22 protein-coding genes and 1 pseudogene are annotated in these 22,654 nt (G+C 67.6%); 8 read left to right on the forward strand and 15 right to left on the reverse strand.

All coding sequences use genetic code 11. From position 1 onward, the window contains the following. Positions 1–50: 50 nt before the first annotated feature. The 3 genes from pyrH to rpsB form a co-directional block, all read right to left on the reverse strand. The gene (gene pyrH, locus H0B43_RS03910) at positions 51–779 is read right to left on the reverse strand and encodes a UMP kinase (RefSeq protein ID WP_185729208.1); all 729 of its coding nucleotides are present in this window, start codon (positions 777–779) and stop codon (positions 51–53) included. A 173-nt stretch (positions 780–952) separates the two neighbouring features. Continuing rightward, positions 953–1,780, reverse strand: coding sequence for a translation elongation factor Ts (tsf, locus tag H0B43_RS03915; RefSeq protein ID WP_005259342.1), 828 nt, complete (start codon positions 1,778–1,780; stop codon positions 953–955). Between the two features lie 110 nt (positions 1,781–1,890). Further along, positions 1,891–2,775 carry a 30S ribosomal protein S2 gene (rpsB, locus tag H0B43_RS03920; RefSeq protein WP_185729207.1) on the reverse strand — a complete coding sequence of 295 codons (885 nt, stop codon included), beginning with the start codon at positions 2,773–2,775 and terminating at the stop codon, positions 1,891–1,893. A gap of 242 nt (positions 2,776–3,017) precedes the next feature. On the opposite strand from rpsB, the gene H0B43_RS03925 reads away from it, so the two are divergent. Further along, positions 3,018–3,635, forward strand: a complete 618-nt coding sequence (locus H0B43_RS03925) for a M23 family metallopeptidase (protein WP_185729206.1) — start codon at positions 3,018–3,020, stop codon at positions 3,633–3,635. Here the strand turns inward: H0B43_RS03925 and H0B43_RS03930 are convergent. Next, on the reverse strand, positions 3,632–4,705 hold the full coding sequence (locus H0B43_RS03930) for a MinD/ParA family protein (RefSeq protein ID WP_397517491.1): 1,074 nt from the start codon (positions 4,703–4,705) through the stop codon (positions 3,632–3,634). The two genes, H0B43_RS03925 and H0B43_RS03930, sit on opposite strands and share 4 nt — an antisense overlap. A gap of 92 nt (positions 4,706–4,797) precedes the next feature. After that, positions 4,798–5,719: pseudogene (locus H0B43_RS03935) on the reverse strand (tyrosine recombinase XerC). 85 nt (positions 5,720–5,804) lie between these two features. Between H0B43_RS03935 and H0B43_RS03940 the strand changes: the two are divergent. Next, positions 5,805–6,974 (forward strand): multidrug effflux MFS transporter, encoded by a 1,170-nt coding sequence (locus H0B43_RS03940; protein WP_185730115.1) that lies wholly within the window; start codon positions 5,805–5,807, stop codon positions 6,972–6,974. Positions 6,975–6,990: 16 nt separating this feature from the next. Here H0B43_RS03940 and H0B43_RS03945 read toward each other — a convergent pair whose 3' ends face one another. The 3 genes from H0B43_RS03945 to H0B43_RS03955 all read right to left on the reverse strand — a co-directional run bounded on the left by H0B43_RS03945 (position 6,991) and on the right by H0B43_RS03955 (position 9,107). Further along, positions 6,991–7,770: a siderophore-interacting protein gene (locus tag H0B43_RS03945; protein ID WP_185729205.1), complete on the reverse strand. Its 780-nt coding sequence runs from the start codon at positions 7,768–7,770 to the stop codon at positions 6,991–6,993. Positions 7,771–7,878: 108 nt separating this feature from the next. After that, positions 7,879–8,514 carry a carboxymuconolactone decarboxylase family protein gene (locus tag H0B43_RS03950; RefSeq protein ID WP_185729204.1) on the reverse strand — a complete coding sequence of 212 codons (636 nt, stop codon included), beginning with the start codon at positions 8,512–8,514 and terminating at the stop codon, positions 7,879–7,881. Positions 8,515–8,540: 26 nt separating this feature from the next. After that, the gene (locus H0B43_RS03955) at positions 8,541–9,107 is read right to left on the reverse strand and encodes a VOC family protein (RefSeq protein WP_185729203.1); all 567 of its coding nucleotides are present in this window, start codon (positions 9,105–9,107) and stop codon (positions 8,541–8,543) included. Between the two features lie 86 nt (positions 9,108–9,193). On the opposite strand from H0B43_RS03955, the gene H0B43_RS03960 reads away from it, so the two are divergent. From H0B43_RS03960 to H0B43_RS03985, 6 genes are read left to right on the forward strand one after another with little or no spacing between them, the layout of a single operon-like run. Further along, a complete protein-coding gene (locus H0B43_RS03960) occupies positions 9,194–9,841 on the forward strand; it encodes a TetR/AcrR family transcriptional regulator (RefSeq protein WP_185729202.1) in 648 nt (215 codons plus the stop codon). 40 nt (positions 9,842–9,881) lie between these two features. Continuing rightward, on the forward strand, positions 9,882–11,147 hold the full coding sequence (locus tag H0B43_RS03965) for a CaiB/BaiF CoA-transferase family protein (protein WP_185729201.1): 1,266 nt from the start codon (positions 9,882–9,884) through the stop codon (positions 11,145–11,147). Beyond that, positions 11,144–12,064, forward strand: coding sequence for a hydroxymethylglutaryl-CoA lyase (locus tag H0B43_RS03970; protein WP_185729200.1), 921 nt, complete (start codon positions 11,144–11,146; stop codon positions 12,062–12,064). The genes H0B43_RS03965 and H0B43_RS03970 overlap by 4 nt, the downstream gene beginning before the upstream one ends. Positions 12,065–12,118: 54 nt before the next feature. Then, positions 12,119–12,505 carry a nuclear transport factor 2 family protein gene (locus H0B43_RS03975; protein WP_185729199.1) on the forward strand — a complete coding sequence of 129 codons (387 nt, stop codon included), beginning with the start codon at positions 12,119–12,121 and terminating at the stop codon, positions 12,503–12,505. A gap of 1 nt (position 12,506) precedes the next feature. After that, a complete protein-coding gene (locus H0B43_RS03980; protein ID WP_185729198.1) occupies positions 12,507–13,691 on the forward strand; it encodes an acyl-CoA dehydrogenase family protein in 1,185 nt (394 codons plus the stop codon). Continuing rightward, the gene (locus H0B43_RS03985; protein WP_252189865.1) at positions 13,688–15,055 is read left to right on the forward strand and encodes a phosphotransferase family protein; all 1,368 of its coding nucleotides are present in this window, start codon (positions 13,688–13,690) and stop codon (positions 15,053–15,055) included. Before H0B43_RS03980 ends, H0B43_RS03985 begins: the two co-directional genes overlap by 4 nt. A gap of 68 nt (positions 15,056–15,123) precedes the next feature. On the opposite strand, the gene H0B43_RS03990 is transcribed toward H0B43_RS03985, so the two are convergent. From H0B43_RS03990 to H0B43_RS04020, 7 genes are all read right to left on the reverse strand, one after another. After that, positions 15,124–16,188, reverse strand: a complete 1,065-nt coding sequence (locus H0B43_RS03990; protein ID WP_185729196.1) for a branched-chain amino acid ABC transporter permease — start codon at positions 16,186–16,188, stop codon at positions 15,124–15,126. Next, the gene (locus tag H0B43_RS03995; protein WP_185729195.1) at positions 16,185–17,069 is read right to left on the reverse strand and encodes a branched-chain amino acid ABC transporter permease; all 885 of its coding nucleotides are present in this window, start codon (positions 17,067–17,069) and stop codon (positions 16,185–16,187) included. The genes H0B43_RS03990 and H0B43_RS03995 overlap by 4 nt, the downstream gene beginning before the upstream one ends. A 16-nt stretch (positions 17,070–17,085) precedes the next feature. Then, entirely contained in the window at positions 17,086–17,793 is a 708-nt protein-coding gene (locus H0B43_RS04000) for an ABC transporter ATP-binding protein (RefSeq protein WP_185729194.1), read from the reverse strand. Further along, entirely contained in the window at positions 17,790–18,572 is a 783-nt protein-coding gene (locus tag H0B43_RS04005; RefSeq protein WP_185729193.1) for an ABC transporter ATP-binding protein, read from the reverse strand. The genes H0B43_RS04000 and H0B43_RS04005 overlap by 4 nt, the downstream gene beginning before the upstream one ends. Further along, positions 18,569–19,804 carry an ABC transporter substrate-binding protein gene (locus H0B43_RS04010; protein ID WP_185729192.1) on the reverse strand — a complete coding sequence of 412 codons (1,236 nt, stop codon included), beginning with the start codon at positions 19,802–19,804 and terminating at the stop codon, positions 18,569–18,571. Before H0B43_RS04010 ends, H0B43_RS04005 begins: the two co-directional genes overlap by 4 nt. 110 nt (positions 19,805–19,914) lie before the next feature. Further along, positions 19,915–21,447: a long-chain-fatty-acid--CoA ligase gene (locus H0B43_RS04015; protein ID WP_185729191.1), complete on the reverse strand. Its 1,533-nt coding sequence runs from the start codon at positions 21,445–21,447 to the stop codon at positions 19,915–19,917. Between the two features lie 47 nt (positions 21,448–21,494). Then, a complete protein-coding gene (locus tag H0B43_RS04020) occupies positions 21,495–22,421 on the reverse strand; it encodes a cyclase family protein (RefSeq protein ID WP_185729190.1) in 927 nt (308 codons plus the stop codon). Positions 22,422–22,654: the final 233 nt, after the last annotated feature.

Below are 22,654 nucleotides of genomic sequence, written 5' to 3' on the forward strand. Positions count from 1 at the left end.
CGTCACTGCCTCTGTTTCGAGAAAACCCTGTGTCGAGCGTGGCACGCGTGTCATGACTTGACGAGCGTTCCGATCTTCTCACCGGACACCGCCCGAGCGATATTCCCCTCGGTCAGCAGATTGAACACCATGATCGGCATCTCGTTGTCCATACACAGGCTGAACGCGGTCGCGTCGGCCACCTTCAAACCCTGTTCGATGACCTCACGGTGGGTGATCTGCGTGTACATCGTGGCGTCCGGGTCGAGGTTGGGGTCGGCGGTGAACACGCCGTCGACGGCCTTGGCCATCAGCACCACCTCGGCGCCGATCTCGAGCGCGCGCTGCGCGGCGGTGGTATCGGTCGAGAAGTACGGCATTCCCATGCCGGCACCGAAGATCACGACGCGTCCCTTCTCGAGGTGACGCTGCGCGCGCAGCGGAATGTAGGGCTCCGCCACCTGCCCCATCGTGATCGCCGTCTGGACGCGGCTGTCGATGCCTTCCTTCTCCAGGAAGTCTTGCAGAGCAAGGCAATTCATCACGGTGCCGAGCATGCCCATGTAGTCGGAACGCGCGCGGTCCAGGCCTCGCTGCTGCAGTTCCGCGCCACGGAAGAAATTGCCGCCACCGATGACGACCGCCACCTGGACCCCGGATCGCACGACTCCGGCGATCTGCTCAGCGACCTTGGTCACCACGTCGGGGTCGAGGCCGACCTTGCCACCACCGAACATTTCTCCGCCGAGTTTGAGAAGGACTCGATCGAATCCCGGACGTTCGTTGGCAGGTTCGGACATTGCTCTCCTCAGTTCCACAGCACTCGTCGATGTCGACGGCGGCCGAGCGCGCTCAGTGCCCACCCGGGCCATTCAGACGGCCATCTTCATCCTGCCTCATCAGGATGGTGGCGGTATACGTAGGCCCCGCCGGGCGAGCGCACTCGTCCGACGGGGCCATACGGTTCACACGACTAGCTCGAAGCGCCGACCTCGAAGCGGACGAAACGCTTGATGGTCACGCCGGCCTCGTCGAGGATTGCCTTGACGGACTTCTTGGAGTCCTGGACCGAGGACTGCTCGGTCAGCACGACGTCCTTGAAGTAACCGTTGACGCGGCCTTCGATGATCTTCGGCAGAGCCTGCTCCGGCTTGCCCTCGGCGCGAGCGGTCTCCTCGGCGATGTGACGCTCGTTGGCGACGATGTCCTCGGGGACCTCGTCACGCGTGACGTACTTGGCCTTGAGCGCCGCGACCTGCATCGCGGCGCCGCGAGCGGCCTCCGCTGCAGCGTCACCCTCACCGGTGTATTCGACGAGGACGCCGACGGCGGGCGGCAGGTCTGCGCTGCGCTTGTGCAGGTAGACCGCGACCGGTCCGTCGAACGAGGCGATCTTGCTGAGGACCAGCTTCTCGCCGATCTTCGCGGACTGCTCCTGGATGACGGTGTCGACCGTCTTGCCGTCGAGTTCGAGCGCCTTGAGGGCGTCGACGTCGGCGGGCTTCGCTGCCGCGGCGACCGTGACGATCGACTCGGCGAGCTTCAGGAAGTCCTCGTTCTTCGCGACGAAGTCCGTCTCGCAGTCGAGTTCGAGCAGGACGCCGTCCTTGGAGACGACCAGGCCCTCGGCCGTGGTGCGCTCGGCACGCTTGCCCACGTCCTTGGCGCCCTTGATGCGCAGCTGCTCCACAGCCTTGTCGAAGTCACCCTCGGCCTCAGCGAGAGCGTTCTTGCAGGCCATCATTCCGGAGCCGGTGAGCTCGCGGAGCCGCTTGACGTCAGCGGCGGTGTAGTTCGCCATGGTGAGCGAGCCTCCTCATATGTCTGTCGGGACGTAAGTCAGGGTAGTACTCGGGCAGACCGTGAAACGGCCCTGACCAAAGATTTCTGGTCAGGGCCGTTTGCATCGGATCAGGCCTCGGTGGAGGGTGCCTCTGCTGCGGGGGCCTCGGCAGCCGGAGCCGCCTCTGCCTCAGCTGCGGGAGCGGCCTCTGCTGCGGGAGCGGCCTCTGCTGCGGGCGCTGCCTGCGAGAGCAGTTCCTGCTCCCACTCGGCGAGGGGTTCGCCGGCGCCGGCCTCGGGCTTCGCGTCCTTGTCGGCGCTCAGTCCGGCACGGGCCTGCACGCCCTCGGCCACCGCGGACGCGACGACCTTGGTGAGCAGGGCTGCGCTACGGATGGCGTCGTCGTTGCCCGGGATCGGGTAGTCGACGAGGTCGGGGTCGCAGTTGGTGTCCAGGATCGCGATGACCGGGATGTTCAGCTTGCGAGCCTCGGCGACCGCCAGGTGCTCCTTGTTGGTGTCGACGACCCACACGGCGGACGGAACCTTGGCCATGTCGCGGATACCACCGAGAGTGCGGTCCAGCTTGGTCATCTCACGCGTGAGCATGAGGATTTCCTTCTTGGTGCGACCCTCGAAACCACCGGTCTGCTCCATTGCCTCGAGCTCCTTGAGGCGGAGAAGACGCTTGTGGACGGTGCTGAAGTTGGTGAGCATGCCGCCGAGCCAACGCTGGTTGACGTAGGGCATCCCGACGCGAGTGGCCTCGGCCGCGATGGACTCCTGGGCCTGCTTCTTGGTGCCGACGAAGAGGACCGTGCCGCCGTGGGCAACGGTCTCCTTGACGAATTCGTACGCCTTGTCGATGTACGTCAGCGTCTGCTGCAAGTCGATGATGTAGATGCCGTTGCGGTCGGTGAAGATGAACCGCTTCATCTTCGGGTTCCAGCGACGAGTCTGGTGACCGAAGTGCGTGCCGCTGTCGAGCAGCTGCTTCATTGTTACGACAGCCATGGCTGTGTATCTCTCTTTCATTGCCGGTTGATGCCGAACGTCGGTGACGTTCCGCCCTGGCGCCCGTGAACCGTCGGACTCACATCGAAATGCGAGACCAGCCGACGATCCGTACACTGCGCGGACGCGCGAAGTCGGACTGTGCGAACACAGACCGCTCGATCAGTGTACGGCCTCGGGCCCGTACGCCCTAACCGCCCTGTCACACACCCGGCCCCTCCGGCAAGGGTTTCGCGAAATCTGTGGACGAATCGCCGTCGATCCACAGATTCTTCCCGGCCGCCCTCGTCGGCCCGGACGTGCGGGATCGTCGAACCATGACGAGGTTCGGGACGATCCTGCGGGCGCTCACGGCGACGGCCACGGCCACCACCGTGCTGACCGCGGCGACCCTCCTCGCGCCGCCCGCCGACGCCGCACCGACCGGCGACTTCGACTGGCCGCTGCATCCGCGACCGCGGGTCGTGCGGCCGTTCGACAATCCGGAGCACGACTGGCTACCCGGCCACCGCGGCGTGGATCTGGGTGGGGTACCCGACGAGGCGGTGCTGTCGGCGGGGGCCGGTGTGGTGGTGTTCGCCGGCACGGTGGCGGGCAAACCCGTCGTCTCCGTCGACCATCCGGGCGGGCTCCGCACCACGTACGAACCGGTGACCGCCCGTGTCTCTCCCGGTCTACGCGTCGGACGCGGCACCGTCCTCGGGACGCTCGAGCCCGGTCACCCGGGCTGCATCTCCCCCGTCGCGGCGTGCCTGCACTGGGGTCTTCGCCGCGATCGCGAGTATCTCGACCCACTCGGACTCGTCCGGGTGGCACCGGTCCGGCTCGAACCCGTCGGGCATCGTGATCGCGGCGGCTAACGCCATTCCGCTACGGCATGCCTGCCCGCCGACTCGGGGAAATCGTCCGCCACCATCGCCGCGAGTTCGACGAATGCCTTCCGGGTCTCGGGCCGCAGCAGATCCAGATCGACCACCGCCCCCTCGGCGAGATGCTCGTCGAACGGCACCACCTTCACCGCCCGGCACCGGAGCAGGAAGTGGTTGGTCAGTTCCGTCATGTCGATCATGCTCGACCCCGGCCGGGCCGCACTGATCACGACCACGGTCCGCGACACGAGATGCCCGTACCCGTGGTGCTGCAACCAGTCCAGCGTGGCGGCGGCGCTGCGGGCACCGTCGATCGCCGGCGAACTCACCAGCACGAGCGAATTGGCGAGTTGCAGAATGCCGTTCATCGCCGAATGCATGATGCCCGTGCCACAGTCGGTGAGGATGATGTTGTAGTACACCTGCAGGATGTCGATAACCCGCCGGTAGTCGTCCTCGCTGAACGCCTCGGAGATCGCCGGATCCTGCTCGCTCGCAAGCACCTCGAGGCGGCTCGGCGCCTGCGATGTGTGCGCGCGCACATCCGAATACCGCCGGATCGTCGACTCCGCCGCGATCAGGTCGCGGACGGTCGAATGCGTCTGGATCGGCACCCGCTGCGCGAGCGTCCCGAAATCGGGGTTGGCGTCGACCGCGATCACGCAGTCACCCCGCAACGACGCGAACGTAGATCCCAGCCCGATCGTGGTCGTCGTCTTGCCGACACCACCCTTCAAGGACAGGAACGCGATCCGGTAGTCACCGTGGATGGGCTGCCGAATGCGGGCGAGAAGCGCCGCGTCACGCGCCGCGCCTGCCGACTCACCCGGATTCAGCGTTCCCCCGGTGAGTCGGTGCAGCCCGCGTCGCCACCCTCGACTCGGCGCCGTGCGAGCGCGCTTCAACAGCGCATCCGCCACCAGATCCTGGTTGGTCACCTGATGCGGGCTCGGTTCCGGATCGGGATCGGCCCACGACTGCTGCCCCCACGGATCCGCCGGCGCGGCGCCGCCGTCGTTCAACCAGGACGGCTGCGGTCGAGTCACGTCTTCGCGATCCACTATTTCCCCCGGGACAGTGCAGAACAACGGTAGTACAGAACAATGACACTGCAGAACAACGGCAGATTCGTGGGGCGACGCTACCAAACCGGTCAGGCCCGGGGATGGGCCTGATCGTGCACCGCGCGCAGTCTCGCCACGGAGACGTGGGTGTACAGCTGGGTGGTCGCGAGGCTGGCGTGTCCGAGCAGTTCCTGCACGACGCGCAGATCGGCGCCGCCCTCGGGGAGATGGGTGGCTACCGTGTGACGCAGCCCGTGCGGGCTCAGGTTCGGCGCGCCGGGGACCGCGGACAGGACGTCGTGGACGACCGTCCGCGCCTGCCGCTGATCCAGCCGCTTTCCCCGTTTGCCCGAAGAAGAGCCTGCCCGGAACTGTCCGTCGCGACCGTGGGACGGCCGATGTGCAACCAGAGGTCCATCGCGTCGGCCGCCGGTTTCCCGTACGGCACCGAGCGCTCCTTGTCGCCCTTGCCGATCACGCGTAGGAGGCGACGTTCCCGATCCACCGAACCGAGGTCGAGGCCGCACAGCTCGCCCACCCGGATTCCCGTCGCATAGAGCAGCTCGACGACGGGTCGCGCAGTGCCATCGGATCGTTCTGGTGCGCGCCCGATTCGGCGGCGTCCATCACATCGACCCCCTGCGACTGACGCAGTACCGACGGCAGCGTCCGGTGAGCCTTCGCCGCGCCGAGCCGGGCGCCGGGATCGGTGGCGATGCGCCGGGTCCGCAGCAACCAGGCTGTGAAGTTGCGCACCGACGACGTCCGCCGGGCGAGCGTCGTCCGGGCGATGCCCGCCGCGGACTGGGCGGCGAGCCAGGACCGCAGCACCTGGATGTCGAGTTCGCCGAGGTGCGCCTCCGGTGACGTCGACAACCAGTGCTGCAGTAGCGACTTCGCGTCCGCGACGTACGCCTTCACTGTGTGCTGCGACCGGCCGCGTTCGAGCGCGAGGTGCCGCGCATACTCCTCCAGTACCAGCTCCAACGGTGCGGGCAGGTCGCTGCTCATGGTGGCAACAGCGGCGTCGTGCGGGAGATAAATCAAGCGCCCGCGCCGCTAGAGTTCTTTCGTGCAGCGAACGATCCCCCTCCCGATGTTGGGTGTCCTGGCGTTGTTGTCCGCGATCGCCCCGCTGGCCACGGACATGTATCTCCCCGGTCTGCCCCTGATGACCGAGAGCCTGAACACGTCGGCGCCGAGCGTTCAGCTGACTCTGACCACGTTCATGGCAGGACTCGGCATCGGCCAGCTCGTGGTCGGACCACTGTCCGACGGCCTCGGACGACGGCGTCTGCTGATGGGCGCCACCGTGGTGACGACGCTCGCGGCAATGGCCTGCGCCCTGTCCCCCACCGTCGAAATCCTCATCGCTGCACGACTTTTCCAGGGGCTCAGCGGCGGTGCCGCGATCGTGCTCGCCCGTGCCTGCATCGCGGACCGGGCCCGTGGCGACAACGCCGCCCGGCTCTTCAGCATCATGATGATCATCGGCGGGGTCGCGCCGGTGGTGGCCCCGCTGCTCGGTGGCGCCCTGCTCGGTCCCGTCGGCTGGCGAGGAATCTTCTGGGTGCTCACCGTCGCCGGGATCGTGATGTTCGCCGGAGTGCTGATCCTGGTCCCGGAGACGCTTCCCGTCGAGCACCGGCACGGCGGCGGTCTCGCGGCGCTGGTCCACAATCTGCGGTACGTGGTCGGCAACCGGGTGTACCTCGGCTATGCGTTCACGTTCATGTTCGGGTTCGTCGCACTCTTCTCGTACATCTCCGCGTCACCGTTCGTCGTGCAGAACGTGCTCGGTTTCAGTCCGGGGCAGTTCTCCATGGTGTTCGCCGCGAACGCCGCAGGCATGGTGGGCGCCGCGATCGTCAACACCAGACTCGTCGGTACGTTCCATGCCCGGCAGCTGCTCGGATTCGGGGTGACGCTGCTCCTCGCCGCCGGCATCGTATTGCTGCTCGCCGCGACGCTCGTCGACTCCCCACAGTGGTGGGCGATCCTCGTTCCGTTGTTCGTCTCGGTGTCGAGCATCGGTTTCGTGATGGGCAACGCCACGGCCCTCGCGCAGGGTGAGGTGACCCGGGCGTCGGGTACCGGGTCCGCGCTCCTCGGAGCCGGTCAGTTCGGTCTCGCCGCGGTGGTCTCACCGCTCGTCGGCATAGCCGGCCCCGACACGGCCGTGCCGATGGCGGTGGCGATCCCCGCCGCCGGAGCCGTGGCCATGACGTCGTTGCTGGTGCTGACGCGGCGGACGCACACGTCGTGACGCCCGCCGCACCGGGTCAACGGGAGGCACCCTCGCTCGCGGCGAGCTCGGACTTCCACACCCGGAAGCCCTCCTCGGTGCGGCCACGACGCCAGTACCCCGAGATCGACGCCGCCGACGCCGGAACGCCGCGTTCCTTGCGCACGTAGGACCGCAGATTGTGCATCACGGCCTGCGCCTCGCCGTGGATGAACACCTGAACAGTTCCGGGCAGCCAGCTGATGTCGCGCACCGCCGCGACGAGGGGCGCGTTGTCCCCCGACACCTCCTCGCCGGCCCGGTCCGCGGTGTCACCGCGGTGGATCCAGGTGACGTCGACGCCCGCGGGCGAGTCGAAGGCGATTTCGTCCTCGGGGCCGGCGACCTCGATGATCACTCGTCCCACAGCCGACGCGTCGAGCTTCTCGACGGCCGCGGAGATCGCGGGGATCGCCGTCTCGTCGCCCGCGAGCAAGTACCAGTCGACGTCGCGGTCCGGTGCGAACGCCCCACCGGGACCGCGGAGGCGGAGAACGTCACCTGCCGCCGCGGACGCCGCCCACGGTCCCGCGACCCCGGCGTCGCCGTGCACCACGAAGTCGATGGCGACCTCCCGTGCCGCGGGGTCGACGGACCGGATCGTGTACGTCCGCAGGACCGGCTCGCCGGGGCTTCCGAACTCGAGTTTCGCGTACGCGTCGGTGAAGGCGTTGGGAACGAAACTGTCGAATCCCGGGTCGCCGAGGATCACCCGCACCATGTGCGGGGTCAGCCACTCGGTCCGGATCACGGTCAGTGTCGCGGTCGGCTTTGCCACAGGCATCTCTCCAATGAACTCAAGTTCGTTAGTGTTACCTAACTACGGTACAGGAGCGACTGCCGGCGGCAGCGCGAGCGGAAATTGGGCGAGAGGCCGGGACGCCGGTCACCCGGACAGATCGGCGGAGAGATCGCGGACCTCCACACCGGCGGGGATCTCGACCTCGGCGACCGGTTCGGGTCGGTCGTCGAATTCGAGGCGGAGGGCGCGGCACATGGTCGCGTGCATGTCGTAGAGGCAGGTGATGTACGTCAGCTGCAGGATCTCGGAGTCCGCCAGGTTGGCCTTCAGGACCGCGAACACTTCGTCCGGCACCCGGCCGCCGTCGTAGACGAGACTGTCGGTGTAGGCCAGCACGGCCCGCTCGAGTTCGGAGAAACGGTCACTGATCTGCCAGTGCGGGACGGCCGCAATCTTCTCCTCGTCCATTCCGAGAGAGCGCATCTGCTTGCAGTGCTGGGAGAAGACGAACTGGCTTCCGCGCGCATACCCGGCCCGGCTCTGCCCCAGTTCACGCAGGAGCGGGTCCACCGTGGCGTTGCGGTAGAGCGAAAAGCCGCGGACAGCGTGCCGGAACACGTCCGGCGACTGGGCGAACACGGTCCACCAGTCGCCGGGAGTGGCATGGATGGTGCCGTGATCGACGGCAGGATCTCGGTCGGGCCCGAACAGCCGGTCGTAGAAGAAGAGGATCTTCTCGTCGGTCACTTCGGCACGGGGGACCTCACGAAGGCGGGGCACGGTGAATTCCTTTCGGACGTCGGGTCTCAGTATGCGGCGGGCACGCGCCGGTCGGCGGCGGTCTTCGGTTCGTGCGACACATCGGCGTCGGTGAAGGTCCTCGTCCAGCAGGCGAATTCGAGCAGAACACCGTCAGGGTCCTGGAAGTAGAACGAACGCACGAAGGTTCCCTGGTGCACGTCGCGCGACACGCCGGCGCGACTGTCGTCGTGGTTGAGCACGCGGCTCACCTTGATCCCCTCGGCCTGGAACCGGGAGTAGTACTCGTCGAACTGCTGCGGCGGCACTGCGAACGCGACGTGGTTCATCGATCCCACCGCACTGGCGAGTTCGCCCTCGTCGGGCAGACCCTTGGGCGCGGCGAGACCGGGCGCGGCGTCGGGGGCGTCGGCCAGCCAGAAGAACGCAATGGTGTTGCCGTTACCGCAGTCGAAGAAGAAGTGCTGCCCCAGATTTCCGGGCAACTCGATGGTCTTGACCAGCGGCATCCCCAGGGTGCCCGAGTAGAAATCGATGGTGCGTCGCATGTCCGAGCACACCAGCGCGAGGTGGTTGATGCCGCGAAGGTCGTACTTCGAGTTCGAAGCGCTCATGGCTGTCCTTCCGATGTGGTGAAGTAGGCGCGATAATGACGGAAAAATGACTTGACAGTCATGTCATCTATTGCGATAGTTTGTCCGTGGCCAAGTCATCTGTCAATACCCCGTCCGCGACCCCGTCGGCGCCGGCAACGGTCGAGACGCTCACCGCCCGAGGTCGCAAGACCCGCGACGCGCTGCTCGACGCCGCACAGAAGGTGTTCGAGACAGTCGGATTCCCCGACACACGCGTAGAACAGATCGCCCAGGAGGCGAACGTCGCGTACGGAACCTTTTACCGATACTTCGAGTCGAAGGAAGAGGTGTTCCGGGAGTTGAGCACCCGACTGTTCGAGGACGTGCACCGACGGGAACCTGCCGATGCCGATCTGTCCCCGTCCGAGAAGCTGGTCGCCTCCAACCGCTCGTACTACCAGGCATACCGGCGGAACGCCCGGATGATGGCGATCGTCGAACAGGTCTCGACGTTCAACGACGAGTTCCGCGAACTGCGCCACGAGCACCGCCGTCAATTGATCGACCGGACGTCCCGGGCCATCGCGCGGTGGCAGCAGGACGGCCTGGCCACCGCCACCCTCGACCCGGTCCTCGCCGCGCGTGCCATGGCCGCCATGGTCGATCACACCCTGTACCTGTGGTTGATCCAGGGCGATGAGGCCGACGAGGAAGCCCTTCTCGACACCCTCGATCAGATGTGCCTCGGCGCACTCGGACTGGACCGCGGGTGAGCACCCAATAATTCATCCCTCGATCCCTAAGGCAAGCACCATGACAACGCATGCGCCGCCCTCGTCCGCCCCCATCGAGGTCCCGGAGGGAGCACTCGACGGCCTCCGGGTACTCGAATTGGGCACCTTGATCGCCGGTCCGTACTGCGGACGTCTCCTCGGCGACATGGGGGCCGACGTCATCAAGATCGAGGCCCCGGATCGCCCCGACCCGCTGCGGGACTGGGGCCAGGCCGAGGGCGGTCACCAGTACTTCTGGTCGGTTCACGCCCGCAACAAGCGGTGCGTGAACCTCGACCTCCGGACCGAGGCAGGCCGGCGGATCTTTCTCGACCTCGCCGCCAGGGCCGATGTCGTCGTAGAAAGTTTCCGACCCGGCACCCTCGAGCGCTGGGGCCTCGGCTACGACGTCCTCCGGAAGGTCTCCCCACGTCTGGTCCTGGCCCGGGTCTCCGGATACGGACAGACCGGGCCCTACGCCACGCGTCCCGGCTACGCCTCGGTCGCCGAAGGCATCAGCGGGTTGCGTCATCTCAACGGATTTCCCGGTCAGGCGCCACCGCGGCTCGCCCTCTCGCTCGGCGACAGCCTCGCCGGCATGTTCGCATTCCAGGGCGTCCTCGCCGCGCTGATCGCGCGCGAGCGCACCGGGCGCGGGCAGGTCGTCGACGCCGCTCTCACCGAGGCCGCGCTCGCCATCCAGGAGTCGACCGTCCCGGACTATCACAAGACGGGTCACATTCGGCAACCGTCCGGGACTCGCCTCGACCGCGTCGCCCCGTCCAACCTGTACCGGACCCAGGACGGGCTGTGGATCATCATCGCGGCCAACCAGGACACTCTGTTCGCGCGCCTGGCCGCCGCAATGGGCCGACCCGACCTGGCGACCGATGCCCGATACGCCACCCACACGGCGCGCGGCGAACACCAGGACGAACTCGACACGCTGATCGCAGAGTGGGCGGCCGGCTTCCCCGCCGCCGACTTGATCGAGTTGCTGACCAAGTTCGAGGTCGTCACGGGACCGGTCAACACCGTCGCCGAAGTGATGGCCGACCCACAGTTCAACGCTCGCAACATCTTCGTCGACCACGTCGATCCGTCCGTCGGGCCCGACGACGACGGATTCGACCCGGAACCCGTGAAGGGCGTCGGGGTGATACCGCGACTCAGCGAGACCGCAGGCGGGGTCCGCTGGGGCGGGCCCAGCCGGCCCGGCACCCACACCGACGAGGTGCTCGCCGATCTCCTCGGCTACGACGCCGACCATCTCGCCTGCCTGCGCGCACAGGGCACCATCTCGTGACCGCACCCGCAGCCGGCGTCGTCATCCGCGAGGTCGGTCCCCGCGACGGACTGCAGAACGAGAAGCCGATTCCCACCGCCGCCAAACTCGAATTGATCGACGCACTCGCCGCGACCGGTGTGGGGCGAATCGAGGTCACGTCGTTCGTCTCGCCGCGGGCGATTCCGGCATTGGCCGACGCCGAAGCCGTCGCAGCCCACCTCGACCGCTGGCCGCAGGTGACGTTCTCGGCCCTGGTCGCCGGACTCGGCGGAGTTCGTCGAGCAGTCGCGGCCGGACTCACTCGCCTCGAGTATGTCGTGTCGGCATCCGACGGCCACAGCCGTGCCAATGTCGGTCGCAGCAGCGAGGAGTCGATCGCACTGATCGCACCCGTCGCCGAATTGGTCCACCAGGCCGGCGGCCAGCTCGAGGTGATCGTCGCGATCGCTTTCGACTGCCCGTTCGACGGGCCCACGCCGCCGGAGCGGGTGGCCGAGATCGCCCGCCGCGCGGTGCTTTCGGGGGCCGACGCGCTGTCGGTCGCAGACACCGTCGGCACCGCGACGCCCGTGCGGGTCGGCGACGTACTCACCCGGGTCAGCGACGCCGTACCCGGGATGGACCTCGGCCTGCACCTGCACGACACCCGCGGTCAGGGCCTGGCCAATGCCTGGGCTGCCTACACCCTGGGTGTCCGCCATTTCGACGCCTCGGTCGGCGGCCTCGGGGGCTGCCCCTTCGCGCCCGGCGCCGGCGGCAACATCGCCACCGAGGAACTGGTCTACATGTTCGAGGACGGCGGCATCACCACGGGCATCGACCTCGACGAGACCCTCGCAGCCGCCCGACTGGCCGGGAAACTGCTCGACACACCCCTGGGTAGTGGGCTGCTCAGGGCCGGCGGCCGACCGGTACCGGCGACTGCCTCCGATTGACCACCCTGTGATCCACCTCGACGGCATCACCGCACGGAGGAGACCAATTTTCCCATGAACGACCTGGCCGATCGCTTCTTCGCCGCCGTCAGCCGCGGCGACGAGGCGACATTGACCGAACTGTACGCGCCGAATGCGCTCATCTGGCACAACGACGACGGGCAGGAGCAGACGGTGACCGAGAACCTGCGCGTGCTGCGCTGGCTCTCGCGCACCCTCGACAACATGCGCTACGAGGACATCCGCCGCCACCGGCTGCCGGACGGCTTCGCCCAGCAGCACGTCCTGCGCGCCACCCTCCCCGGCCACGGCCCGCTGGAGGTACCGGCAAGCCTGTTCGTCCGCGTGGCCGACGAGCGGATCACCCGCATCGACGAGTACGTCGACTCCGCCGCCACCCGGCCCCTGCGCGCACTGGCCGCCCACCCCCGGGAGCACTGACATGACCGACACCCCATCAACTGTCCCGCTGGCCGAATTGTGCACGCGGATGCGCTCGTTCGTCGACGAGGTGGTCATCCCTGCCGAGCCGGTCCTGGCGAACGAGGACAACGACGCCCGCACGACCCTCGCGCACCTGCGGGACAGTGCCAAGGAACGCGGCTTGTGGGCGCTCGGGCACCCCGCCGAGGTCGGCGGCGGGGGCGTCCCGTTCCTCGATTTCGTCTACCTCAACGAGATCATCGGGCGCTCGGAATTCGGCCAATTGGCGGTCGGTTCGGTGTCCATGCAGGACACCCTGATGCTGCGCGAACACGGCACCGAGGAGCAGCGGCGGCGGTGGATCCCGCCGCTGGTCGCCGGGGAGTTCCTGCCGTCCGTCGGTTTGACCGAACCCGACGCGGCGGGCTCCGATCCCACCCTCATCGAGACCCGCGCCGAACTCGATGGTGATACCTGGGTCATCAACGGTCACAAGTGGTTCACCACCGGAGTGCAGGATGCCGGATACTGTTCGGTCTTCGCCCGCACCGAACCCGACACCAGCCCGCGGCACGAGCGCATCAGCGCGATCATCGTGCCGACCGACACGCCCGGATTCGAGATCGTCCGCTCCATCCCCACGATGGGCCACAACCCGAGCGACCACTACGAGGTTCGGCTCACCGACGTGCGGGTTCCGGCCGCCAACCTCCTCGGTAAGCGCGGCAAGGGTTTCGCCGTCGCCCAGGACCGGCTCGGGCCTGGTCGGATCTTCCACTGCATGCGGTGGCTCGGGCAGGCTCAACGTGCCTACGAGCTGATGTGCGCCCGCGCGAACACCCGCTTCGCCCACGGTTCCCTGCTCGCCGAGAAGGGTGAGGTGCACCGCTACATCGCCGAATCCGCCGCCCAGATTCACGCCGCCCGGTTGATGACTCTCGACGCCGCCCGCGCGATGGATGCCGGCGAGGACGCCCGCGTACGCATCGGGCTGGTGAAATTCTGGGGCGCCCGCATGCTCCACGACGTCGTCGACCGCGCCATCCAGATCCATGGCGCCCTCGGCCTGACCGCCGATACTCCCCTCGAGCGCATGTACCGGCAGGCGCGGTACGCGCGAATCTACGACGGTCCCGACGAAGTGCACCGCATGTCCACGGCCCGCCGTCTGCTGCGCGATCCCGGGGCCGCACCATGGCGATGACCCACGTCCCCAGCACCCTCCAGGACGGCATCCGCGCCGTGTTGAATTCCGTCTGCGGCACCGTGGTCACGGTCGGGGAACCCCGGCAACTGACCGGCGGCGCGAGCAGGCAGGTGTGGGCGTTCGACGCCGAGGGCCCGGACGGGCGACCCCTGCCCGTCGTGCTGCGCCGTGACCCGCCCGGCCACGGTGACGCCGCCCGGATGCGGGCTGAGGCGGCGTGTCTGCGCGCAGCAGCCGCGGCCGGGGTGCCGGTGCCCACCGTCCTAGCGTCGGGCGACTCCGCCCCCGGCATCGACGCCCCTTACCTGCTCATGAACAAGGTCGAGGGAGAATCGTTTCCCCGGACACTGCAGCGGGACCCGGCCTTCGAGGCGGTGCGCGGCCACCTCGCCGAGGACATGGGCTACGTGCTCGGCCTGATCCACCGCACTCCCCTGGACACCCTCGGCATGCTCGACGCCACCGATCCGGTGGACGCGATCGAGGTGCTCTACCGCGACCTGAACGACCCCCGGCCGGCGGTCGAGGTGGGGCTGCGGTGGCTGCGCGAACACCGCCCTCCGCAGCGCCCGAACACCCTGGTGCACGGCGACTTCCGGATCGGCAATCTCCTCGTCGACGGCACCGGCATCCGCGGGGTGCTCGACTGGGAACTCGCCCACCTCGGCGACCCCGTCGAGGACCTGGGCTGGCTGTGCGTGCGGGCGTGGCGATTCGGCGCGTCCGCCCCGGTCGCCGGCATCGGGACCCGCGACCAGCTTCTCGACGGCTACGAGCGGGTCACCGGGTTCCGGCCGTCGGCGTCCGAACTTCACTGGTGGGAGACGTTCGGGACCCTGAGATGGTTGGTACTGAGCAGGTTTCAAGCCGAACGCCACCTCGGTGGCGCGGAGAAGTCCCTCGAGCTGGCGGCGATCGGCCGCCGGGTCTGCGAATCCGAGTACGACCTGCTCGACATCCTGGGCCTGCTCGACGACTCCGTGGCCTTGCCGCCACCTGCCCCGCCGGGGCCCACCGTGCACGACCGGCCGCGCGTCCCCGAAATCCTCGACCTCGTCGCCGAGACACTGGTCGACGACATCGGTCCTGCCCTGGCGGGCACCCAGGAGCGGCAGCGTTACCTCCTGCGGATCTGCGTCAACCTGCTGCGCACCGCCGGACGCGAACTCGACGACGGCCCCGGCACCGATTCTCTGCTCGGTGACGCGCTCCGTGCGGTCGGTTGCGACTCCGAGGCGGAGCTGACGGCACGGCTGCGCGAGGGCGCACTCCCCTACCGCGACGACGACGTGCTCCGCGCGGTGTCGATCGCCGTGTCTGCCCGCCTGCGTGTGGCAAGTCCTCGTCATCTGAACAAATAACTCACCACGACGACTGGAGCCCCGGCCGGATCGACGGTCGGGGCTCCAGTCTGGTGTCGCGCCAGCAGTCAGCGGGAGACGACCAGCTCCCTGGGATCCTCGCCCGCCCGTGTCGCCCGCCGGATGTCGCGGCGCGTCCCCGGAATCCTGCTCACCAGTGGTCCCAGTGCCCACCTCACGAGGCTGATCACCCCGTACGGGAGCACGAAGATGAAAACGATCAGCGCCGCTCCGTACGTCATTCCCGCCGCCGACTGGTTGATCTCCGCTGTCCACTGCGGCACGTACTGCACAAAGAACGCCCCGAACACGACACCCGGAACGGTGCCGAGCCCACCGATCACGATCATGGTGATGAACGCGATCGCCAACGGGAGGCCGAACGCCTCGGGGCCGACGTACTGGACCACGAAGCTGTAGAGCACGCCACCCACCCCGGCGAGGGCCGCGCTGAGCGCGAACACCGTCGTTTTCGTGCGGGTGGCCGGGACACCGAGCGTGGTGGCGACGGCTTCGTAGTCCCGGATTCCGATCAGCGACCGCCCGATCCTGCCGGTGGCGAGCCGGCGCACCACGAGGTAGGCGAGCGACGCCACCACCAGGCACAGGTAGTACACCCACTGGTCACGCTCGAGCCCGGTGAACGCCGGCGGCTCGGCGCCGGCGATGTTGATTCCGGCCTGCCCGTCGGTGACGTGTTCGAACCGTTTGATCACCGCGGGGGTGACCAGCGCCAGACCCAATGTGGCGAGCGCCAATTGGAGTCCGTGCAGGCGCAGCGCCGGGAGACCGAAGAGGTACCCGATCAGATAGCAGACCACGAACGCGACCGGGAACAACAGGAGATACGGCACGTCGTGGTTCTCGACCAGCACGGCGCTCAGATAGGCACCGACTGCGAAGAAGAAGCCGTGACCGAGTGATATCTGACCGGTGTTGCCGGTCAGCAGGTTCAGTCCCAACCCGACCACCACGTACACCAGCACCATCGAGCGGTCGAAGTTGACGTACGGCGCCGACATCAACGGCGCCACCGCGGCCATGAGGATTACCAATGCGACCGTTGACCTCGCCAGCCACCGCGGTGGGTCGAGTTCGGCACGGGGCTGACGCAGCAGTTCGACGATTCTCATACGCGGGCCACCTTCCGTGCGCCGAACAGACCCTCGGGTTTGAGGAGCAGAACCCCGAGGATCAGGGCCAACGCCACAGCCTGCTTGAAATCGTGACCGATCCACGAGATGTAGGTGCCGGCAAGGTTTTCCGCGACACCCACGCACAACCCTCCGACGAGTGCACCCACCGGGCTGTCGAGCCCACCGAGGACCGCGGCCGCGAACGCGTAGATCAGCGAGGCGGCGAGCATGTTGGGTTGCAGGAACAGTTGCGGCGCCGCGAGTGAGGCGGCGAGGGCCCCGATCGCCGCAGCCAGTCCCCAGCCGATCATCAGCATCCGGCCGATAGGAACGCCGATCAGTTGCGCCGAGTCCGGATTGGCGGCCGCCGCCCGCATGGCCAGGCCGATCCTGGTCCGCTGGAACAGAATGAACAGCAGCGCCGCGACCACGGTGACGGCAGCGACGACGAACAGCGACTGCTGGGAGATCGCGACCAGGCCGAGGGTGAGCACCGGCCCGGAGACCATCGACGGGAACTCCTTGCTCTGCACGCCCCAGATCCACCCGGCGGCACTGTTGAGCACCAGCATCAAGCCGAGGGTGATGATCACCAGCGGCATGTGGTTCGGTGCGGACGCCAGCGGCCGGATGAGAACCCGCTCGGCTGCCGCGCCGCCGAGGAAGGCCACCACCATCGCGCCGAGGACGGCGAGATACAGGGGCGCACCCCACTGGTGGAACTGCCACGCGAAGAACGCCGAGAACATCGCCATCTCGCCCTGAGCGAAGTTCACGATTCCGGAGGCCCGGTAGACGAGGACGATGCTCAGCGCGAAGGCGCCGTACAGCGCACCCCACATGAGCCCGTCCGCCAGTTGTTGTAGGAATACGTCCATGACCACTCTCCTGTGTTCAGTAGCCGAGGTAGGCGCGTCGCACCGACTCGTCGTGCGCCAATCCGGCGGCGGGGCGTTGGGCGACGACGCGGCCGGCGTCGACGAGGACCGCGGACGTGCCGATGTCCAGGGCCAGGTGCGCGTTCTGTTCCACGACGAGGATCGTGGTCTCCGTCTCCCCGCTGATCTTGTCGAGCGCGCGGAACACTTCCTGGGTGATGCGCGGCGCCAGGCCGAGGGACGGCTCGTCGAGCAGCAGCAGGCGCGGCCCGGCCACCAGCGCGCGGGCGATCGCAAGCATCTGCTGTTCTCCGCCGCTGAGCCCACCCGCCTGTTGCCGGCGTCGTTCCCGCAACCGCGGAAAGAAGTCGAACCAGCGTTCGATCGCGCGGGCGGTGGTCGCGGCCGTGGTCGTGTATCCCCCGACGCGGAGGTTCTCCTCCACGGTCAGGTCTGCGAACGTGCCGCGCCCCTGAGGGACGTGGGCCACGCCGAGCCGGGCGATCCGATCCGTGCGCATGCCGGTGATGTCGCGGCCGTCGAAGACGATCTGCCCACTGGTGCGGACCAACTGGCAGATGGATCGCAGGATGGTCGTCTTCCCGGCGCCGTTCGCGCCGAGGACCACGGTGACCTCCCCCGCCGGCACCTCGAAGTCGATGCCGTGCAACACTTCCGCGCTCCCGTAGCGGGCGTGCAGGTTCTCGACGGTGAGCAGGTTCATGCCGCACCGCCCAGGTACGCCTCGACGACCTCGGGGTGGGCGGCGACCTCGGTCGGTTCGCCCTCGGTCACCTTCTGCCCGAAGTTCAGCACCACCACCCGGTCGGAGATCGACATCACCATGGCCATGTGGTGCTCGACGAGCAGCACCGAGAATCCCCGTTCGTCGCGGAGCCGGCGGACCGTCTCCGCGAGTTCGAGAACCTCCTCGTGGATCAGGCCGTTGGCCGGTTCGTCGAGCATCAGCAGCCGCGGTCGCTGCATCAGCGCCCGCGCCAGTTCGACGCGTTTGAGTGTGCCGTAGGGCAGGTTGCCGACCGGTTCGCGGGCGACGTGCGCCAGATTCATCGATTCGAGCAGCTGCCATGCCTCGTCGCGTTCGCCGCGTTCCTCCCGCCGGGTGCGCGGAAATCCCAGCGCGGTGGCCAGGAAACCCGCCCGGGTCCGCGCGTAGGCGCCGGTGAGGATGTTGTCGAGCACCGAGATCGTCGGAAACAATCCGATGTTCTGGAAGGTGCGGGCGATGCCGGCATCCGCGATCGCGTCCGCCGACAGCGCAAGCAGGTCGGTGTCCCCGAAGGTGATCTTTCCCGAATCCGGTAGGTAGAGCCTGCTGATGCAGTTGAACAAGGTCGTCTTCCCGGCGCCGTTCGGACCGATCAGCCCGACGATCCGGCCCGGCTCGAGGGTGAACGACGGCCCGTCGAGGGCGACGACTCCACCGAACCGCAGCCGGACGTCGCGCACCGTCAGCGCCGCGCCAGGCTGTCCCGCCGTCATCGTTCGGCGCTGCGCGTCACCACAGCGTCGTAGTGCCAGCTACCGTCGCGGAACGTCATCGGGGCCATCGACGTGATCGCGTACGGGTACTCCGCGCCGGTGTCGAAGGTGACGCCGTCGATGGACAGATCGGTGGTGACCCCGTGCAGATTCTGGACGGCGTCGAGCAGGTCGGCGCGGGTGCATCCCTTCATCTGTTCCAGGGCGGCGACCAGCAGCTGAGCGGTGTTGTACCCGGTCGCGGCAATGGTGTCGGTGGACTCCAGCGCACCGGCGTGCCGTTCGGCGAACGCCCGCCACTTCTGCACACCCGGGAGCTGGTCGTGGTCGGTGCTGCTCACGTCGTAGATCCAGTAGAAGGAATGGATGCCCTCGGCGGCGTCGGGACCGGCGGGTGCGAGGACGAAGTTGGTGTCGGTGGCGCCGGAGTAGATGTATGTCTCCGGTTTCCAGCTCAGCTCGTGCGCCTTCTTCAACGATTGAGTCACGAAACTTGCGGTGGCGAAGTTGACGAATACGTCGGCGCCGGAGTTCGCGAGGTTGACCACCTGGGAATCCACCGACGGTGTGGTCTGTTCGTAGGATTGCTGCGCGACGATCTGCGTGCCGCTGCCTGCCAGGGCGGACTTCAGGGCGTCGAGGCTGCCGTTGCCCAGGCTGTCATTGGAATACAGCACCGCGATCCTCGCCTGCGGATGATCGCGCAGGATCTGCTTCGCCCGTTCGCCGACCTCCCAGCCGGTCTGGGGATTGACCGCGCCGGCCACGACGGGCCGTGCGTCGAGCGTGGCGAGGAGGTCGTCGGTGCCGGTCATGGGGAACACGAGCGGGACGTTCTTCTGCGTGAGGTAATCGGCGACGGCGAGGGTCGAGGCAGTGCCGATCAGGTTGTGGATCGCGAACACCTGCTGGTGTTCGACCAGCGACCGGACGTTGCTGACGGTGCGCGCCGGATCGTATCCGTCGTCGAGGGCCGTGTAGATGATCTTGCGGGACTTGCCATCGCCCATGGCCACACCGCCCGCGGCGTTGATGTCGTCGAACAGGGCGGATGCCGCGGTCGCCTGAGGTCCGGCGATCGACTGCACCAGGCTGGTGCCGAAGTGGATCTCGCTGTCGGTGATCCCGGGGTCGCAGTCGCCTGCGGCGGTCGCGGTGTCGCGGCCCGAACATGCGGTCAGCGCCGCGGTGGCGCACAGGGCGGTCACGCCCACGGCGAGGATACGGTTCACAGTCGCTCCATAAGGGTGAGGGATGAGTCCGGAAACAGTGCCGGTTCAGGTTTTTCGGGCACCGCTGCGCGGCGGCGACGGGATTCGTCGCCGCCGGGCGGTGTTGTGAATCAGACGGTCGCGCGGGAGAACCGATCGCGCAGATCGCGTTTGAGAATCTTGCCGGTGACGTTCTTGGGGAGGGTGTCGACGAAGACGACCCGCCGGGGCACCTGGAATCCACCGAGCTGTTCCCGGCAGGTGGCGATGATGTCGTCGGCGGTGGCGCAGGCGCCGTCGCGAAGAACGACGACCGCGCAGACCAGTTCGCCCCAGGTGTCGTCCTCGACGCCGATGGCCGCGGCCTCGGCCACCGCGGGATGCCGGTACAGAGCCTGCTCGACGGTCAGGGATGCGACGTTCTCGCCGCCGCTGATGATCAGATCCTTCTTTCGGTCGACGATGTAGACGAATCCCTCGTCGTCGCGGCGCACCAGGTCGCCGGTGTGGAACCAGCCGTCGGTGAACGCGGCGGCCGTCGCGTCCGGATCCTGCCAGTAGCCGGCCATCACCTGGTCGCCGCGGACCACCATCTCCCCGACCTCGCCGGTCGCCACGTCCTGCATGGTGTCGTCGACGATGCGGATATCCGTCAGCCGCATAGGTTTACCGGCCGCGGCGAGCAGCGCACTCTCACCACCGGCGGCCCGCCTGTGTGCCTCGTAGTCGAGATGAAGCACGTTGCCGGCCAGTTCCGTCATGCCCATGCCCTGGTAGAAATCGCAGCCGAGGCGTTCGAGTCCCTGACGCAGCACCTGCGCCGGAATCGCCGACGAGCCGTATCCGATCGCCTGCAGGGTGCTGAGGTCGTGCTCCTCGAGCGTGGGATCCTGGAGAAGGAAGTTGATCATGGTGGGTGCCAGTCCGGTCTGCGTGACCTGCCACCGCTCCACCAGACGCAGGAACGTGGCATTGTCGTAGGTCCGCAGAATGCCGACGGTGCTGCCCATCAGGTGGTTGAGCAGCGTGACGTACCCACCGACATGGCAGAGCGGGAAGCAGAACAGGAACACCGTGTCCTCCGGCAACGCCCAGTGCAGCGCGGAGGAGGTGACACCGCTGACGAGGTTGCGGTGGCTGATCATCACACCTTTCGGAGTGCCGGTGGTGCCGCTGGTGTAGACCAGCCACGCGATGTCGTCCGGCGTCGGACGCACCGACGGCGGGTCCGCGGGCCCGGTACCGACGAACTCATCCCAGCCGATCTTTCCCGTGGTCGCGCCGATCGAGACCACGGTGTGCACCGACGGGATCTGGTCCCGGATCTGCTCGACCACGGGCGCGAACTCGGCCGCCACGATCAGCACCGTCGCGCCGGAATGTTCGATCAGAGTCGCGATCTGGTCGGGGTGCAGCCGGAAGTTGAGGATGGTCAGCGCCATCCCAGCCATCGGCACACCGTAGTAGCACTCGAAGTACTCGGTGCAGTTGGCGGACAGGATCGCCACCCGGTCGCCGGGCGCGGCGACACCGAGGAGAGCGCCCGCCAGCCGCCGGCTGCGATCACGCAGCTCGGCGTAGCTGACCGTCTCGTCCTCGAACCGCAGCGCGATCCGATGGGGATGCTTGCGCGCGCCGTACTCGACGATGTCGCTGACCAGCATTCAGTTCCTCCTCGAGGCAGGTGGGGTGGCGGCGCTGACGTCGGTGTTCACCGGATCGCGAGCGGGTTGATCGGAGACCCGACCCCGCGGGTGAATTGCAGGGGCGGTCCGGCATAGAAGAAGTCATACGTTCCGTCGCCGGCGCAGGCGGCGGAGAGCTCCTCGAAATCGAGCAGCTCGGCGAGCGTCATGCCCATGTCCCGGATGAGCACCATGTGCAGTTCGAACAACGCCCCGGGGTTCTCACCGGGCATCACCTCGACCGCCCAGTTGTCCGAACCCACCACCGCGACGTCCCGATCGCGCAGCCAGGATGCACACGACAAACTCAGGCCCGGTTCGCCGGCCATGAACCCGGCCGGGTCGCGATCGGCGAGGAATTTTGCGCGCCAACCGGTTCGGATCAGCACGATGTCGCCGGGGCCGATCTCGACGTTCTGAGCGGCGGCGACGGCGTCGAGTTCGTCCGGGGTGATCGCGGTCCCGGCGTCGAGCCAGTCCACTCCACGCGCCCGCGCGACGTCGAGCAGCACGCCGCGCCCAGCGATTCCCTTCGCCTGGGTGTGGATTCCGCATTTGTCTGCGCCCTTGACGGTGACCCCCGTGCCCGGATGACCGTTGTACAGCTGATCGTCGTAGTGGACATGGGACAGGGAGTCGTACTGCGAGCCGGCCTGCAGCGGCATGAAGACGTAGTCGTCCGCCCATTTGAAGCCGCCGGGAAGCACCTGCTCCTGCCCGTTCTCGGCCATCAATCGGATCGGGTTGATCCGATTGCCTCCGGGTTGCGGCCCCTCGCTGTCGAGGGGAATGCCCAGTTCGTAGATCGTGCCGGTCCGAATCAGCGCCGCCGCGGCCGCCACCCGCTCGGGCGTGATGAGGTTCGTGGTTCCGCGCTCGTCGTCGGCGCCCCACCGTCCCCAGTTGCTCACCCGTCGGCCCAGTTCTCGCATATCGGAAATGGACGTGGTCATCCTGCCTCCTCCGGCATCACAACAATTATGACGTGACAGTCATGTCAACTACGCAGAATTGTGACGCCCAACACCACCGCTGTCAACACCGAGACCGTCGGACGCCAGTGCGGCGCCGAGCACCGGGCCGAATCGACTGTTTCCCGCGCAATCCACCGACACGCAGGTACGCACAACCGCCCTCCGACAGAAGTACCGCACGGATCCACGACGTCGAGATATGTTGTCTCAGC

This window comes from Rhodococcus sp. 4CII (assembly GCF_014256275.1).
Classification (GTDB): Bacteria; Actinomycetota; Actinomycetes; order Mycobacteriales; family Mycobacteriaceae; genus Rhodococcus_F; species Rhodococcus_F wratislaviensis_A.

Bases quoted from the DNA above. Each gene is read 5' to 3' on its own strand.
- pyrH (WP_185729208.1), bottom strand. From the start codon at position 779: ATGTCCGAACCTGCCAACGAACGTCCGGGATTCGATCGAGTCCTTCTC.
- tsf (WP_005259342.1), bottom strand. From the start codon at position 1,780: ATGGCGAACTACACCGCCGCTGACGTCAAGCGGCTCCGCGAGCTCACC.
- rpsB (WP_185729207.1), bottom strand. From the start codon at position 2,775: ATGGCTGTCGTAACAATGAAGCAGCTGCTCGACAGCGGCACGCACTTC.
- H0B43_RS03940 (WP_185730115.1), top strand. From the start codon at position 5,805: ATGTTGGGTGTCCTGGCGTTGTTGTCCGCGATCGCCCCGCTGGCCACG.
- H0B43_RS03955 (WP_185729203.1), bottom strand. From the start codon at position 9,107: ATGAGCGCTTCGAACTCGAAGTACGACCTTCGCGGCATCAACCACCTC.
- H0B43_RS03965 (WP_185729201.1), top strand. From the start codon at position 9,882: ATGACAACGCATGCGCCGCCCTCGTCCGCCCCCATCGAGGTCCCGGAG.
- H0B43_RS03975 (WP_185729199.1), top strand. From the start codon at position 12,119: ATGAACGACCTGGCCGATCGCTTCTTCGCCGCCGTCAGCCGCGGCGAC.
- H0B43_RS03980 (WP_185729198.1), top strand. From the start codon at position 12,507: ATGACCGACACCCCATCAACTGTCCCGCTGGCCGAATTGTGCACGCGG.
- H0B43_RS03985 (WP_252189865.1), top strand. From the start codon at position 13,688: ATGACCCACGTCCCCAGCACCCTCCAGGACGGCATCCGCGCCGTGTTG.
- H0B43_RS03990 (WP_185729196.1), bottom strand. From the start codon at position 16,188: ATGAGAATCGTCGAACTGCTGCGTCAGCCCCGTGCCGAACTCGACCCA.
- H0B43_RS03995 (WP_185729195.1), bottom strand. From the start codon at position 17,069: ATGGACGTATTCCTACAACAACTGGCGGACGGGCTCATGTGGGGTGCG.
- H0B43_RS04000 (WP_185729194.1), bottom strand. From the start codon at position 17,793: ATGAACCTGCTCACCGTCGAGAACCTGCACGCCCGCTACGGGAGCGCG.
- H0B43_RS04005 (WP_185729193.1), bottom strand. From the start codon at position 18,572: ATGACGGCGGGACAGCCTGGCGCGGCGCTGACGGTGCGCGACGTCCGG.
- H0B43_RS04015 (WP_185729191.1), bottom strand. From the start codon at position 21,447: ATGCTGGTCAGCGACATCGTCGAGTACGGCGCGCGCAAGCATCCCCAT.
- H0B43_RS04020 (WP_185729190.1), bottom strand. From the start codon at position 22,421: ATGACCACGTCCATTTCCGATATGCGAGAACTGGGCCGACGGGTGAGC.